General features: G+C 60.6%; 17 protein-coding genes. 7 read left to right on the top strand and 10 right to left on the bottom strand.

Annotated elements, in window-relative coordinates; all coding sequences use genetic code 11:
• Positions 1–134: 134 nt before the first annotated feature.
• Positions 135–536, bottom strand: a complete 402-nt coding sequence (locus ACOYXH_RS14385; protein ID WP_460410844.1) for a hypothetical protein — start codon at positions 534–536, stop codon at positions 135–137.
• Between the two features lie 164 nt (positions 537–700).
• Entirely contained in the window at positions 701–1,264 is a 564-nt protein-coding gene (locus ACOYXH_RS14380; RefSeq protein WP_095048038.1) for a chorismate mutase, read from the bottom strand.
• A gap of 199 nt (positions 1,265–1,463) precedes the next feature.
• Here ACOYXH_RS14380 and ACOYXH_RS14375 point away from each other — a divergent pair, with 199 nt between their 5' ends.
• The gene (locus tag ACOYXH_RS14375; RefSeq protein WP_220556469.1) at positions 1,464–2,819 is read left to right on the top strand and encodes an MATE family efflux transporter; all 1,356 of its coding nucleotides are present in this window, start codon (positions 1,464–1,466) and stop codon (positions 2,817–2,819) included.
• Positions 2,820–2,893: 74 nt separating this feature from the next.
• Complete coding sequence (locus ACOYXH_RS14370; RefSeq protein WP_095048036.1) at positions 2,894–3,457, top strand: YceI family protein; 564 nt, start codon at positions 2,894–2,896, stop codon at positions 3,455–3,457.
• A gap of 15 nt (positions 3,458–3,472) precedes the next feature.
• Here ACOYXH_RS14370 and ACOYXH_RS14365 read toward each other — a convergent pair whose 3' ends face one another.
• From ACOYXH_RS14365 to ACOYXH_RS14355, 3 genes are all read right to left on the bottom strand, one after another.
• A complete protein-coding gene (locus tag ACOYXH_RS14365) occupies positions 3,473–3,685 on the bottom strand; it encodes a YXWGXW repeat-containing protein (protein ID WP_007908149.1) in 213 nt (70 codons plus the stop codon).
• Positions 3,686–3,727: 42 nt separating this feature from the next.
• The gene (locus ACOYXH_RS14360) at positions 3,728–4,051 is read right to left on the bottom strand and encodes a YXWGXW repeat-containing protein (RefSeq protein WP_095048035.1); all 324 of its coding nucleotides are present in this window, start codon (positions 4,049–4,051) and stop codon (positions 3,728–3,730) included.
• Between the two features lie 181 nt (positions 4,052–4,232).
• Complete coding sequence (locus ACOYXH_RS14355; RefSeq protein WP_093441138.1) at positions 4,233–4,718, bottom strand: DUF3592 domain-containing protein; 486 nt, start codon at positions 4,716–4,718, stop codon at positions 4,233–4,235.
• 151 nt (positions 4,719–4,869) lie between these two features.
• Here ACOYXH_RS14355 and ACOYXH_RS14350 point away from each other — a divergent pair, with 151 nt between their 5' ends.
• Positions 4,870–5,556 (top strand): GNAT family N-acetyltransferase, encoded by a 687-nt coding sequence (locus ACOYXH_RS14350; protein ID WP_186625276.1) that lies wholly within the window; start codon positions 4,870–4,872, stop codon positions 5,554–5,556.
• Between the two features lie 64 nt (positions 5,557–5,620).
• Here ACOYXH_RS14350 and ACOYXH_RS14345 read toward each other — a convergent pair whose 3' ends face one another.
• Positions 5,621–6,061 (bottom strand): hotdog fold domain-containing protein, encoded by a 441-nt coding sequence (locus ACOYXH_RS14345; RefSeq protein WP_034156174.1) that lies wholly within the window; start codon positions 6,059–6,061, stop codon positions 5,621–5,623.
• A 163-nt stretch (positions 6,062–6,224) separates the two neighbouring features.
• Here ACOYXH_RS14345 and ACOYXH_RS14340 point away from each other — a divergent pair, with 163 nt between their 5' ends.
• A complete protein-coding gene (locus tag ACOYXH_RS14340) occupies positions 6,225–6,857 on the top strand; it encodes a TetR/AcrR family transcriptional regulator (protein WP_007908165.1) in 633 nt (210 codons plus the stop codon).
• Positions 6,858–7,203: 346 nt separating this feature from the next.
• On the opposite strand, the gene ACOYXH_RS14335 is transcribed toward ACOYXH_RS14340, so the two are convergent.
• Positions 7,204–8,322 carry a DmpA family aminopeptidase gene (locus ACOYXH_RS14335; RefSeq protein ID WP_460410843.1) on the bottom strand — a complete coding sequence of 373 codons (1,119 nt, stop codon included), beginning with the start codon at positions 8,320–8,322 and terminating at the stop codon, positions 7,204–7,206.
• Between the two features lie 158 nt (positions 8,323–8,480).
• Positions 8,481–9,596, bottom strand: coding sequence for an extracellular solute-binding protein (locus tag ACOYXH_RS14330; protein WP_258708445.1), 1,116 nt, complete (start codon positions 9,594–9,596; stop codon positions 8,481–8,483).
• Between the two features lie 110 nt (positions 9,597–9,706).
• Here ACOYXH_RS14330 and ACOYXH_RS14325 point away from each other — a divergent pair, with 110 nt between their 5' ends.
• The gene (locus tag ACOYXH_RS14325) at positions 9,707–10,486 is read left to right on the top strand and encodes a helix-turn-helix transcriptional regulator (protein WP_460410842.1); all 780 of its coding nucleotides are present in this window, start codon (positions 9,707–9,709) and stop codon (positions 10,484–10,486) included.
• Between the two features lie 121 nt (positions 10,487–10,607).
• Here ACOYXH_RS14325 and ACOYXH_RS14320 read toward each other — a convergent pair whose 3' ends face one another.
• Positions 10,608–11,549 carry a class I SAM-dependent methyltransferase gene (locus tag ACOYXH_RS14320; protein ID WP_095124522.1) on the bottom strand — a complete coding sequence of 314 codons (942 nt, stop codon included), beginning with the start codon at positions 11,547–11,549 and terminating at the stop codon, positions 10,608–10,610.
• 199 nt (positions 11,550–11,748) lie between these two features.
• Here ACOYXH_RS14320 and ACOYXH_RS14315 point away from each other — a divergent pair, with 199 nt between their 5' ends.
• Together ACOYXH_RS14315 and ACOYXH_RS14310 are read left to right on the top strand one after the other, a co-directional pair.
• A complete protein-coding gene (locus ACOYXH_RS14315; protein ID WP_095048027.1) occupies positions 11,749–12,162 on the top strand; it encodes a response regulator in 414 nt (137 codons plus the stop codon).
• Between the two features lie 78 nt (positions 12,163–12,240).
• Positions 12,241–12,909, top strand: coding sequence for an HAD family hydrolase (locus tag ACOYXH_RS14310; protein WP_095124523.1), 669 nt, complete (start codon positions 12,241–12,243; stop codon positions 12,907–12,909).
• 124 nt (positions 12,910–13,033) lie between these two features.
• Here the strand turns inward: ACOYXH_RS14310 and ACOYXH_RS14305 are convergent, their stop codons facing one another.
• Entirely contained in the window at positions 13,034–13,693 is a 660-nt protein-coding gene (locus ACOYXH_RS14305; protein ID WP_095124524.1) for a methyltransferase family protein, read from the bottom strand.
• Between the last annotated feature and the right edge of the window lie 30 nt (positions 13,694–13,723).

The raw sequence follows: 13,723 nt of genomic DNA, 5'->3' as shown, positions 1-13,723 counted from the left end.
CTGTTTTGGAGTTGTGGCCGCATGGTATGCGCAATGGGCGGTGGGTGGCCAGTCGGGAGATGGATGGCGCCGGACGTGAAAAAGCCCGGCTGATCAGGCCGGGCTTTCATTGTGATTGCGATGAAGCCGCAGAGTTATGCGACGCGGCGTTCGATCAGGCGATCAGCGCCACCTTCAGCAACACGACGTTCGATCAGGCGATCAGCGCCACCTTCAGCAACACGACGTTCGATCAGGCGATCAGCGCCACCTTCAGCAACACGACGTTCGATCAGGCGATCAGCGCCACCTTCAGCAACACGACGTTCGATCAGGCGATCAGCGCCACCTTCAGCAACACGGCGTTCGATCAGGCGATCAGCGCCACCTTCAGCAACACGACGTTCGATCAGGCGATCAGAACCGCCCTCAGCAACACGACTTTCAATCAACTTGTCCGAGCCGCCTTCTGCGACTTGGGTGTGTGCCGGGGTGGCGGCAAAAGCGTTAATGGCGAAAACCGAGAAAGCGATGCTGAGAAGGGTCTGGCGTTTCATGATCGTGTGCTCCGGGGTGTTGTTGGTTGGTATGGAGCTGATGTTACGCCGTGGAATTTTTATGAGAACTTCATTGCCGTGATGGTGAACATCGACCGCAATGATGGTTCACCAATCCCTTGTAGGAGCTGCCGCAGGCTGCGATCTTTTGATCTGGCCGTTTCTCAGCGCGAGTTCGCCGCCCGCACACACAACTCACCGGTCGCCCGTGTCAGGGCCAGTTCATGCAGCGCGTCGTGGGTCAGGCCGCTGCGCGCCTTGGCCAGCCACGCCGGGCAATTCGCATCATGGCGATACGGCGCGAAATCGGCGTATTGCTGCAGCAGGCGGGTTTGCAGTTCATCCAGACGCGGGCGAATCTGTTTTCCCAGGTCGGGGCGCGGGGTGTCCGGCGCGGCGCCGGACGCTTGCCATTGTGCGAGCAAACCGTACTGCACCAGTTTATTCGCCTCCATTTGCGCGGCGATCAGTTGCGCCACGTCTTCCGCGTCGAGCTGGCGCTCGGTGGCCAGCGTTCGCGCGTTGGCGATGACCTGCGCCTCACGAGGGCTGTCCTGAATTGGCTTGCCGCTGTCCCATTTGGTCAGCGCGACGAGGTCGCCAATGTTCAGGCGTTCGTTGAGTGTTTCCAGCAACGGCTTCAACGTTTCGGCGGGCGCGGCGGCGTGAGCGCTGGTGGTGAGCACGGCGAGGAGGGTGGCGGTCAGCAGATGGGCAAAGCGCGGCATGAACAGAGCCTCAATGAGAGAAGTGAAAGTGGGCAGTTGTTTACCACAGCTCTGAACTTGCACCTACAGAACCGTGTCCGTTACACAGGCGCGGTCACCGGTCATAAACACCCAATTGAAATGTTAATTGCGCCCCGCGTGCAACTCACCGAAGCTATCCTCCATCAGCCCTCCCGCCGTCGAGATGGACCTCTATTCAATGCAAGCCGTCGCCCAACGCCCACTCTGGCACACCTACCTGCTGTTCCTCGCGCCGATGGTGCTGTCCAACTTTCTGCAATCGATGTCGGGCACGGTCAACAGCATCTACATCGGCCAGATGCTCGGCACCCAGGCGTTGGCGGCGGTGTCGGGGATGTTTCCCATCGTGTTCTTCTTTATCGCACTGGTGATCGGCCTCGGCGCGGGCGCCGGTGTGTTGATCGGTCAGGCGTGGGGCGCGCGTGAGCCGCACATGGTCAAGGCGATTGCCGGGGCAACGCTGCTGCTCGGGGTGTTGATCGGTCTGGTGGCGGCGGTGTTGGGCAGCGTGTTCGCGCGGCAGGCGCTGGCGGGGCTGGGGACGCCGGCGGATGTGCTCGACGATGCGGTGGCGTATGCCCATGTGATGATGTGGATCTTGCCGTCGCTGCTGGTGTTTGTGTTGTTCACCCAGCTGTTGCGCGGGGTCAGCGATACGCTGTCGCCGTTGCTGGCGCTGATGGTCTCGACCTGCGTCGGGCTGGCCTTGACCCCGGCGCTGATTCGCGGCTGGTTCGGCTTGCCGCAATTGGGTATTCAGAGTGCGGCGTACGCCGGGCTGGCCGGTAACCTGGCGGCGATGGCGTGGCTGGCGTGGCGCCTGATTCGCAAGGGGCACCCGTTGGCGCCGGATCGGGAGTTCTTCACCGCGCTGCGCCTTGACGGGGCGATTCTCGGCAAGGTCTTGCGCATCGGCCTGCCGACCGGCGTGCAGATGATTGTGCTGTCGCTGTCGGAGCTGGTGATTCTGGCGCTGGTCAACCAGCACGGCTCGCAAGCGACGGCGGCGTATGGCGCAGTGACGCAGATCGTCAATTATGTGCAGTTCCCGGCGTTGTCGATTGCGATCACCGCGTCGATTCTCGGTGCACAGGCCATCGGCGCCGGGCGACTGGAGCGCATGGGGCCGATTCTGCGCACCGGGCTGTTGATCAACGTGTGCCTGACCGGCGGCTTGATCGTGCTCGGCTACCTGTTGTCGCACTGGCTGCTGGGGCTGTTCCTGACCGAGGATTCGACCCGGGCAATGGCTGAGCATCTGCTGCACATCATGCTGTGGAGCCTGTTGGTCTTTGGCTTCCAGGCCATCATCGGCGGGATCATGCGCGCCAGCGGCACAGTGTTGGTGCCGGTGATCATTGCGATCATTTGCGTTGTCGGTGTGCAACTGCCGGCGGCGTACTGGCTGGACGGCCAATATGGTTTGCAGGGCGTGTGGATGGCGTTTCCGGTGGCCTATCTGGGCATGCTGGTGTTGCAGACCCTTTATTACAAACTGGTCTGGCAGCATCAGAAGATCGAGCGGCTGGTGTAGGCGCTGGCGTAACAGTCGGATGTTTGCTTAATTCAATCGAGGCCCTCGACGGCAAGCCCCGCCTGGAGAATCCGATGTCGATCCGAATACTGCTGGCTGCCGCGAGTTCGCTGTGCGTCGTCTGTGCCGCGCAGGCTGACGAATACACGCGGGTCAACACCACCGCCAGCCAGATCAGCTTCACCTACAACCAGATGGGCTCGCGGGTTTACGGCACCTTCGGCAAGTTCGAGGCGACGCTGGACTTTGACACCGACAACCTCGCCGACGCCCACACCTCGTTGCATATCGACCTCACCAGCATTGATGCCGGCAGCGAAGACGCCAACACCGAACTGGTGAAACCGGCGTGGTTCGACACTGAAAAATTCCCCGTGGCGGTGTTCGAATCCAAGCGTTTTACCCAAGATCCAAAAATCAAAAATCTTTACTTGATCTACGGCCAGCTCACCCTCAAAGGCATCACCCGTGAGGTTCAGGTACCGGTGGAATTGAAACCGGACAACGCCATCGGCGTTTTCGACGGTGAGCTGGTGCTCAACCGTGACGAGTTCGGCCTCGGCGCGGGGGAGTGGGCGGACACCGTGGTGTCCAAGGACATCGCCATCAAATTCAAAGTGGTGGCGCCACAGCAGTGACGCCCGCCGTTGCAATCAATAGGCCCGCCAGTGCCCCGGCACCCAGCGCCATTGGTTGCCGCCCCAGCGATAGTGCCCGGCAACCCAGTGATAACCCGGCGCCGGCATCACCGGAACGACTTCGACCAGCGGCGGAGGCCGATGCGGACGGGCCGGCTCGACGACGCAACCGGACAACGTAACGGCCACCAGCGTGGCGGCCAGCAATGCTTTAACGGTCTTCGACATGGAGGTGTTCTCGCAAGAAGTGATGGTCAGGCTGTCGCGCATTCATCGCACCCAATGCCCCTCGACCCAGAACCAGTTTGGTCCGCGTGCCTGCCAGTGCCCGGGTTTCCAGCGCGCGCCGTACCTCACCGGTTGCCAGTGGCCGGGTATCCACACGTAACCGCGTCCTTGCCAGCGCCAATGACCTTGATCCCAGACATAACCGGGACGTGCGCCGGGCATCACTTCCATGCGCATCGGCGGTGGAGCTTGCTGGACGATCACCACCGGTTGCGCAAACACCGGGGCACTGCTCAGCGCCGCCAGCGTCAACGACACCAGCAGCAGGGTTTTTCGCCATTTGGACAGGGAACGCAAAACGCTCATGACAACTCCTCAAGGCCTGCGTTGAAAAGTGAACGCAGCTGCAGAATTGGATGCCTGATTTGCGAAAGATCCCGTCTGAGGTGGATGAAATTTTTTTCAGGGAGGGCGATGCGAGAACGTCAGGATGGCGCCGCAGCAAGACGCCCGGCGCGCGTGATGGTTGTTGCCTGTGAGGCTGGACTCAATAAAACCGGTCTTGTTCTTTCATTGCCTGAATCTGCCAGAACGTCCTGCCCGAGATCAGCAGAAACAGCAGTGCGAGCAACACACCGCCGGTCATGATGTAGAAGCTCGTACGGTAACTCTGCAACTGGCTGGCGATACAGCTTTTATCCGGCATCCACGGCGACACCAGCAGGGTGATGGGGCCGTCGACTTCATATTGGGTATGCTCGACGTAGCGTTCGTCGGCGTGTTGCCCTTCATGGGTCTGGCCTTGGGCATCGGTGTATTGATAGTGAATGACCTTGCCATTGGCGTTCATTGGAATCTTTTCCAGTGCCGTGACGCTGCCGCGGGTTTCCACACCGTTGAAACTCAGCGCCCCATAAAGCATGCCCGACTTGTGCGCCATTGCAGCGAGCAGCAAAACCACGCAGCAAGCAACGGTCAGCATGACGATACGGTTGTAAAGGTGATCCTTGGCAGCTTCGCGCGGGTAGTACATGGCCGATCCCTGGTGGTGACATTTGTAGGAGACCGTTACATCGGCGCTCGGAACAGGAACTTTAGACGTCGAGCGTGTGCGTCACGGTATGATGTCGCGGCTCGTCGACCGCTGCGGCGGTCGGCAACGCTTTTTACCGTCGGAGTTCGTCATGCCACGCATCACCCACTACAAATCCCCATGCCCCGAGGCCGTCAACAGCCAGATCCTGCAGATGGTCGTCGACTACCTGACCGACATCAGCGCGGTCGGCCTCGGCCCGAGCAACCTGCTGTACAACGTCTATCAGTACGCAGTTGGCTATGAGGTGCATCTGTATCTCGAAGCGTTGAATGGCGAGAAGGGTATCGACGTGGAGTTGCTGGTGGCCACCGACGAGGATGATCCGGAGCAAGTGATCGGTTTTCTGTTGTACCTGCCGGTGCAGGGCGACTGGGAAGCCTGCAGCGTGGCCTACATGGCGGTGCGCGAAGGGCATCGGCGCCAGGGCGTGGCGCGGGCGATGATCGGTGAGATGGTCGGGCGTTATCCCCATGCGGAGCTGGCCTGCACGATCGGCAAAGTCCCGTACTTCGAAGCGTTGGGCTTTGAGGTGATTGGCCAGCGTGAAACCCAGGTGTTGATGAGCACCCGGCATTACCGCAGCAATGGCTTGCGCGGATTTATCGACACCACGCCGATTTACCGCTCGCTGGAAGTGCAGCAGATCCACACCTACCTGCTGCAGAAAAATGGCAAACGGGCGATGCTCGATGCCGAGAAACAGCGCGACCGGCACCTCGATCAGACCACTCGCCATGTCGAGGAGTTTGTCCGCCAGCGCCTGACCGTGCACTGACCTCGCTTCGGCGAAAAAGCCCTTGCTGTGAATCGCACAGCAAGGGCTTTTTTGTGCGCGTCATTCAGCCGAGTTTGACGTTCATGGTGATCCGCGCCGTGAACACGTGCTTGCCCTCGGTGTCGCGAATATCCACGGTGACGATCTTGTCGCCCTCGCTTTGCCAATCCACACCTTCACCACTGGCCACTGCCGTCACATCGGTTTTCGCCTTGGCCAGGTACTCCACGGTCATGCCTTTGGGGATCCAGCGTGCGCCGGCCGGGATCGATACATCGGTCATCATCCCGGCGGCGAGTTCTGCGGCGTTGCACATGGCAATGGCATGCACGGTGCCGAGGTGATTGGTGATCTCTCGACGGAACGGCACTTGCACCGTCGCCGCATTGGCGCGCAACTCGGTCACCAGCGGGTTGATGGTGCTGAAGTACGGCGCGACCTGGCAGGCCATCTGGCTGAAGGCTTGCGGACCTGCGCTGTTGAACATGCTGAGAAACTGACTCATGGAAACGCCTCGCGAAAAGTGAATTTGCAGAATGATGTTCCGTTGCAGAATAATATTCTGTAACGGAACGGTATTCGGTCTGCGGGAAATCTGTCAACCTGTGCGTGTTTTTTTCATGGGCACGACGTGTGCCTTTCAATCCGATTTTCAGGCAGTCAGCCGCATGGACACCGCAGATCTACTGGAACGCAGTTACCCCGGCCGTCGCGCCGAACTCAAGCGCGATATCTTTCGCAAGGCGCTGAGCCTGTTCAATGAACAGGGGATCGAGGCCACCACCATCGACATGATTCGCGCCGAGTGCGACACCAGCGTCGGGGCGATCTATCACCATTTCGGTAACAAGGAGGGCTTGGTCGCCGCATTGTTTTTCACCGCGCTGGAGGATCAGGCGCGCCTGCGCGATGCCTATCTGGAGGCTGCGAAAACCACCGAGGAAGGTGTGCAGGCGCTGGTGTTCAGCTACGTCGATTGGGTCGAACGTCAACCGCAGTGGGCGCGCTTCCAGTACCACGCACGATTTGCCGTGACCAAAGGGCCGTTCAAAGACGAACTGACCGAGCGCAACAAGACCCGCAATCTGCGTCTGCGCGACTGGCTGGCCGAATCGGGACGCGCTGCCGAACTCAAGGCGCTCCCCGCCGAACTGTTGCCGTCGTTGATCATCGGCCAGGCCGACAGTTACTGCCGCGCCTGGTTGGCCGGACGAGTGAAGGGCAGCCCGGCGGACTATCGCGAGTTGCTGGCACAAGCGGCCTGGCGCTCGATTTGCGCCGACGCGCCGCCGGACTGCTGATTTACGCAGACAAAAAAAGAGCCTCAAAGCTCTTTGATGGGGAGGAAGTGGAGCCCGTGAGGCTCAAGGTGCGCATGAAGCAAGGCACGGGCTTGATTGGGGTTCAGAGCACCCGTGCCTACGCAGTGCTCGAAGAACGGAGCTACTGCGTGATTCCATCGTAGGAGTGTGCAAGTGGCGGCTCAAGTACCGCCAGTCGCCCGGGCAACTAGACGCTGGCCTCTTTCATGAATGCTCACAGACTCCCTGTAGGAGCTGCCGAAGGCTGCGATCTTTTGATCTTGTCTTTTAAAAGCAAAATCAAAAGATCGCAGCCTCCGGCAGCTCCTACAGTGTTTTTGCGCTGTCAGCGGGCGCCAGGCCAGCCTGATTTTTCGAGGGCAGCGAGCAGGGTTTCGGCATCCAGTCCCGGCACCGAGTGACCGTTGCCTTCGGTGCTGTCACTGGCCAGCAAGGCGTTGATGATCGCTTCCTCAACCGCCTCGGTCGCGGCCAGGAACAACTCGCTGATATGGTCATTGTTGACCATGCGCAAGCCGTCACAGGTCGGCGCGCCTTTGCCTTCGTACGCCGCCGGTGGCACATGAGCGTTGCCGGTGGCGAAGGCGATGAAGATGTCGCCGCTATGATCCTCGTTGCCGCCGCCGGTGCGCGCCAGACCGAGGCTCGCACGCTGCGCCAGACGCGTGCATTGATGAGGCAACAGCGGCGCATCTGTGGCCAGACAGACGACGATCGAACCCATGCCCGGATGTGGCAACGATGCCCGCAAGAACGGCGAATCTTTCTGTTCCATGTAGCGCCCGACCGGGTAGCCATCGACCCGCAGTTCGCTGCGAATGCCGTGGTTGGCCTGGACGATCGCGCCGACGGTCCAGCCGCCCTGCGCAGCGCTCAAGCGCCGCGACGAGGTGCCGATGCCACCCTTGAATTCATGGCAGATCATGCCGCTGCCACCGCCGACGGCGCCTTCCACCACTGGGCCGTTGACCGCATTTTTCAGGGCTTCAGCCACATGCGCGGGCTGCACGTGAAAACCGTTGATATCGTTGAGCAAGCCGTCAAAGGTTTCCAGCACCACTGGCATGTTCCAGTAGAGACGGCCGTCGTCGGGTTGCTGCTGACGATCCAGGACAACCAAGGCATCGCGCACCACACCGAGGCTGTGGGTGTTGGTGAAGGCAATCGGGCTGGTCAGCAGACCCGCCTCGCGAATCCATTCAAGCCCGGTGGCGTCACCATTGCCGTTGAGCACATGCACGCCAGCAAAACACGGTTGCTGATTGGTCGAACCCGGACGCGGTTCGATCAGCGTCACGCCGGTGCAGATATCCCGTCCGGCGCTGCTGCGTCCGCGCACATTGCCGTGGCCGACGCGTACGCCGGGTACATCAGTGATGGCGTTGAGCGGGCCAGGATGCAGTTGACCGATGCGGATGTTGAGGTCACGGGCACGAGGTTTCATTGATTTCTGTCTCTCTAAAAAATGCAGGGTTGTTCACCGCCCCTGTGGGAGCGAGCCTGCTCGCGAAGGCGTCGGCACTTTCAACACATCAGTGCCTGACCCACCGCTTTCGCGAGCAGGCTCGCTCCCACAGGGTTTGGTGAAATGTTCAAAAGGGGTTACTGGCCGTTCTTGACCTTGCTCCACACCCGCGTGCGCACCCGTTCGGTGGCTTTGGGCAGGGGTTCAAGGGTGTACAGCGTGGCCATCGCCGTGGCCGATGGATAAACCGCCGGGTTGTCCCGCGTGGCGGCGGCCACCAGCGCTGTCGCGGCGCGATTGCCATTGGGGTACGACAGATGATCACTGACCGGCGCGATCACTTCGGGGCGCAGCAGATAGTCGATAAACGCCAGCCCTTGGGGCCGATTCGGCGCGTCCTTGAGCAGCACCAACGTGTCGAACCACACCGGCGCGCCTTCCTTGGGCAGGCTGTAGGCGATCTTCACGCCGTTGTTGGCCTGCTCGGCATTGGTCTTGGCCTCGAGCATCGCCCCGGACCAACCGACCGCCACGCAAATGTTGCCGTTGGACAGGTCGCTGATGAATTTCGACGAGTTGAAATAGGCGATGTGCGGGCGCAGTTTAAGCAGTAGCGCTTCGGCTTTTTTATAGTCTTCGGGATCGGTGCTGTTGGGGGGCAAGCCGAGATAGTGCAGGGCGACCGGCAGCATCTCCGACGGCGAATCGAGCATCGCCACGCCGCACTGGCCGAGTTTGGCGAGGTTGGCTTCGTTGAACACCAGATCCCACGAATCCACCGGTGCCTTGTCGCCTAGCGCTGCGCGCACCTTGTCGACGTTGTAACCGATGCCGTTGGTGCCCCACAGATACGGCACGGCGTATTGATTGCCGGGATCGTTGTTGGCCAGTTTTGCCAACAAATCGGCATCAAGATTCTTCCAGCCCGGCAGTTGCTCGCGTGGCAGCGGGGCCAGCGCGCCGGCCTTGATCAGCGTCGGCAGGCTGAAGTTGCTTGCCACCACCACATCGTAGCCGCTGCGACTGGTCATCAATTTGCCTTCGAGGACTTCGGCACTGTCGAAGGTGTCGTAGACCGGCTGGATACCGCTGTCGCGCTGGAAGTCGTGGAGGGTGTTCGGGCCGATGTAGTCGTACCAGTTGTAGACGTGCACGCTCGGCGCGTCAGCGGCCATGGCGATCGAGCTGGCGCCAATACCGGCCAGCAGGCCCAGTTGAATGCTGAGGTTGATACAGCCACGGTGACCACGCATGATGCGGCACTCCTGGCCTGTGCAGGCCGGTGATGAACAGGAGTGGTCAGCCTATCGGGCCGGTCACGCCTGACCCATTCCCATCATGGGTTACTCAAAAGGGGTAGTGCGTGGACGCGTTGCTGCAGGAACTGCCAGTGCATCAGAGCCTGGCGCGGGTATTTGCCGGTGTCGGTCAGGACGGTTTCTGGCGTGCGCTGGTGGACACGTTGCGGCTGCTGGTGCCGCTGGACAACGCGCTGGTGGCGTTGATGAAAGCCGGGCAGGCGCCGCAATTGCTGATCGACTTCGACAGCAAGGGCCGCGCCGACGAGCAGGAAGAACTGGCCGGTTACAGCGCCGGGATGTACCTGCTCGATCCGTTCTATCAAACCGCCTCGACCGGTATTGCCGACGGCTTGCACAGCCTCGCCTCGGTGGCGCCGGACCAGTTTCTGCACAGCGAGTATTACCTGAGCTACTTTCGTTCGGTGGTGGGCGAGGACGAGTTGCAGTTCATGATCAACGTCGAGGGCGGCGTGCTCGGCTTGTCATTGGGCCGTTCGACGCCGTTCGACATGGCCGAGCAAGGCAGGTTGCTGTGCGTGCGCGATTGGGTGCTGGCGGCGATGCGTCGGCATGTGCAGTTGTTGCCGCCGCAGGGCGCGGTGGCGGAAACGCCAGTCGGTGATCTGGCAACGTTGCTTGACCGCTTCGACGCGCGGCTGACGGTGCGTGAGGTCGATACGGCGCGGCTGATTTTGCAGGGCTTCTCCAGCAAGGCAATGGCCCAGCAGATGGGCATTTCGCCGGAGACGGTCAAGGTGCATCGGCGCAATCTTTATCACAAGCTCAATGTCACCGGGCATGGAGAGTTGTTTGCGCTGGTGCTGCGCCCACCAACTCCCTGACCCAACACAATCCCCCTGTAGGAGTGAGCCTGCTCGCGATAGCGGTGTGTCAGATATCACCTATTTGACTGATAGACCGCTATCGCGAGCAGGCTCACTCCTACAAGGGATCTTCGGGGTGTCAGATAGTGCGCTGGAAGATCAGGGCCTTGAGACCGCTTTCAGGATCAATGTCCGGAAACTCCGGCGGATTCTCCAGTCGCTCTACAAAGCGCAGACTCGGTGCTTCCTGAGTCACGCCATCAATCAGAAAGTCCGAACCGAATGCCGGGTCGTTCATGCACGCCAGCACTGTGCCTTGCGCCGTGAGCAATTCCGGCAAGCGGCGCAGCACGCGCTGGTAATCCTTGGTCAGCAGGAAGCTGCCTTTCTGGAACGACGGCGGGTCGATGATCACCAAGTCATACGGGCCGCTGTTGATCACCTTGCCCCACGACTTGAACAGGTCGTGGCCGAGGAAACTGACTTTGCTCAGATCATGGCCGTTCAAGCGATGATTGTCGCGGCCACGGCTCAGGGCCGCGCGGGACATGTCCAGGTTGACCACATGACTGGCGCCGCCCTCGATAGCCGCCACGGAAAAACCGCAGGTGTAGGCAAACAGATTGAGCACACGTTTGCCGTTGGCCTGCTCGCGCACCCAGTTGCGCCCGTAACGCATGTCGAGAAACAGCCCGGCGTTCTGTTTGCGCCCCAGGTCGACGCGGTACTGCAAGCCGCCCTCGACGATGCTCATTTCTTCGATTTCATCGCCCAGCAACCATTCGGCAGTGCTCTGTGGCAAGTAGCGATGCTGGATCAGCAACGTGTGCGCGCCAGACTGTTTCCATTCGGCGGAATCTGTGAGACCCAGCAGCAACGCTTTGAGATTGTCCAGTTGCTCAGGCGCCGGTTCCTTGAACAGCGACACCAGCACCACGCCTTGCAGCCAGTCCACGGTCAACTGCTCCAGCCCGGCCCAGCAGCGACCGCGCCCGTGGAACAGGCGACGGGTTTCGCTCGGTGCAGCCGCGAGGGCCGGCAGCAGATGGGCGTGGAGGGTGGCGAGGGCTTCAGGGTTCATCGGTCAGAATCGGCAAGCAAAAGGGCCGGCATTTTAACCACAAATACACCGTCGCGAACGATTGCCGCTGACGGGCAAAAACGCCGTTTCGCAAAAGACCTGTATCAAAAGTGAATTTCTGCAGAGCCCGCTGCTCATACCAGTTAAGCAGCGGATTCAAGCCGCTAAATCGTTAATGCAATTCAGGGAGTGCAGTTCCATGTGCCCAATACCTACGGCGAGCGCGCACCTTCCTGACGGATTGATTCTGGTGGTTGAGGATGATCCGTTGATTCTGGAGTTTCTCTGCGAAATTCTTCAGGAGGAAGGTTTCAAAGTCGAGCCACGTACCAGCGCGGATGACGCCAAGCTGTATCTGGAAGAGCACGCGCCGGAAGTGGCCTTGCTGCTGACCGACATCACCATGCCCGGCGAAATCAATGGCGCCGGGTTGGCCAATCTGGTCGGCGAACGCTGGCCGGACAAGCCGGTCATGGTCATGTCCGGCTATGAAACCCCGGAGACGTCGGGGGTCAAACACCCGGTGGCGTTCATCAAGAAGCCGTGGGCCATCGGCCAGTTACTCGACTGCGTGGATAGCGCGTTCAAGTCCAAGGCTCCGCGCCTGCACTGAGATGCCGGGACGAATCGCCGGGCAAAAATGCTACATTGCCCGGCCAATCCGCCCAGTCTTGTCAAAGGATGCGATCTTTTGTCTGCTCACGATAACGTCTTCGATCGCGCGTTCGGCGCGTTTCTGTTCGACATGGACGGCACCGTCCTTAACTCCATCGCCGCCGCCGAGCGGATCTGGGCAGCCTGGGCCGTGCGCCATGGCGTCGATGTGGAAACGTTTTTGCCGACCATTCATGGTGTGCGCGCGATCGACACCATCACCCGGCTGAACCTGCCGGGGGTGGATGCCGAGGCGCAAGCGGCGTTCATCACCGAGGCGGAAATCGAAGACGTCGAAGGCATTGTCGAGATACCCGGCGCGGCGAGATTTCTCAATAGCCTGCCCAAAGATCGCTGGGCGATGGTGACGTCGGCGCCACGGGATCTGGCGTTGCGGCGCATGGCGGCGGCGGGGATTCCAACGCCTGCGGTGATGATTACCGCTGAGGACGTCAAAGCGGGTAAACCCGACCCGGCCGGCTATTTACTGGCGGCCCAACGACTGGGCCTGGAGCCGCATGATTGCCTGATCTTTGAAGACGCCACCGTCGGTATTCAGGCTGCCGAAGCGGCCGGTGCACCGCTGATGATCATCACCACGACGCATCAGCATCCGCTGGAAACGGCCCATGCGACGCTGGCCAGTTATGCTGCGGTGCAGGTCAAGGTCGACAACGACGGCAAACTTCACCTGCAAAAAAACTGACACAACACAGTCCCTGTGGGAGCTGGCTTGCCAGCGATGAGGCCCTGTCAGTCACTATAAATTTGACTGAACTACCGCTATCGCTGGCAAGCCAGCTCCCACAGGGTTAAGTGTTGCCCTGTGGTCAGTAAACCCCCGGCACCAACCGCCAGCTCCGTGCGCAATAAGCGTCGTACTCCGTGCCAAACTGCGCCCGCAGCAGGGCTTCTTCCGAGTGAATCCGGGCAATCAACGGGATCAACGTCAGCGCCGCCAGCATCAACCCGACCACCGAACGAAACGCCAATGCCCAGCCCACGGCATTGATCAACAACCCCAGATAACTCGGATTGCGCAGCCGTTGATAAATGCCATCGGTGACTAACCGATGCCCCGGTTGAATCGCCACCAGTCCGCTGAAACGCCGTCCCAGCACAAACACCGGCCACAACCGCAGCACGCCGCCGACGATAAACAGCAATGCGCCGAGCCAGCGCACGCCTTCACCGCCCAGCGTCCAGAAATTCACCCGGTCGCAGTAAGCCGGCAGAAAACCACTGAGCAGCCCGATCACACCGAACGCCGGAATCACCCAGCGATTGGCGCGGTCTTCGCGCTCGCCAGTGCTCAGGTTGACCTCACTGAACAGCGAAGCAATCACCATCGCCACCGTCGCCAATGCGACGATCACCAGCGAACCGTGGGAAAAGAACATCGCCACACCACCAATGCCCCACACCGCCAGGCCGAGGTAGGCGAGGGTAGCGAGTACCGCGACGACGGTCATTTGTGCGGACATTCTCATGGTCAACTCACGGCTGGATGCTGATCTGAT

It is taken from the genome of Pseudomonas sp. Mb7, from assembly GCF_054790525.1.
Note: the sequence above shows the minus strand (reverse complement) of the source record. Positions and strands in the feature narration are given on the sequence as shown.

Excerpts from the sequence above, each read along its gene's own strand:
- ACOYXH_RS14380 (WP_095048038.1), bottom strand. The coding sequence starts at position 1,264 with ATGCCGCGCTTTGCCCATCTGCTGACCGCCACCCTCCTCGCCGTGCTC.
- ACOYXH_RS14330 (WP_258708445.1), bottom strand. The coding sequence starts at position 9,596 with ATGCGTGGTCACCGTGGCTGTATCAACCTCAGCATTCAACTGGGCCTG.
- ACOYXH_RS14340 (WP_007908165.1), top strand. The coding sequence starts at position 6,225 with ATGGACACCGCAGATCTACTGGAACGCAGTTACCCCGGCCGTCGCGCC.
- ACOYXH_RS14355 (WP_093441138.1), bottom strand. The coding sequence starts at position 4,718 with ATGTACTACCCGCGCGAAGCTGCCAAGGATCACCTTTACAACCGTATC.
- ACOYXH_RS14385 (WP_460410844.1), bottom strand. The coding sequence starts at position 536 with ATGAAACGCCAGACCCTTCTCAGCATCGCTTTCTCGGTTTTCGCCATT.
- ACOYXH_RS14305 (WP_095124524.1), bottom strand. The coding sequence starts at position 13,693 with ATGAGAATGTCCGCACAAATGACCGTCGTCGCGGTACTCGCTACCCTC.
- ACOYXH_RS14315 (WP_095048027.1), top strand. The coding sequence starts at position 11,749 with ATGTGCCCAATACCTACGGCGAGCGCGCACCTTCCTGACGGATTGATT.
- ACOYXH_RS14375 (WP_220556469.1), top strand. The coding sequence starts at position 1,464 with ATGCAAGCCGTCGCCCAACGCCCACTCTGGCACACCTACCTGCTGTTC.
- ACOYXH_RS14350 (WP_186625276.1), top strand. The coding sequence starts at position 4,870 with ATGCCACGCATCACCCACTACAAATCCCCATGCCCCGAGGCCGTCAAC.
- ACOYXH_RS14360 (WP_095048035.1), bottom strand. The coding sequence starts at position 4,051 with ATGAGCGTTTTGCGTTCCCTGTCCAAATGGCGAAAAACCCTGCTGCTG.
- ACOYXH_RS14365 (WP_007908149.1), bottom strand. The coding sequence starts at position 3,685 with ATGTCGAAGACCGTTAAAGCATTGCTGGCCGCCACGCTGGTGGCCGTT.
- ACOYXH_RS14335 (WP_460410843.1), bottom strand. The coding sequence starts at position 8,322 with ATGAAACCTCGTGCCCGTGACCTCAACATCCGCATCGGTCAACTGCAT.
- ACOYXH_RS14345 (WP_034156174.1), bottom strand. The coding sequence starts at position 6,061 with ATGAGTCAGTTTCTCAGCATGTTCAACAGCGCAGGTCCGCAAGCCTTC.
- ACOYXH_RS14320 (WP_095124522.1), bottom strand. The coding sequence starts at position 11,549 with ATGAACCCTGAAGCCCTCGCCACCCTCCACGCCCATCTGCTGCCGGCC.
- ACOYXH_RS14370 (WP_095048036.1), top strand. The coding sequence starts at position 2,894 with ATGTCGATCCGAATACTGCTGGCTGCCGCGAGTTCGCTGTGCGTCGTC.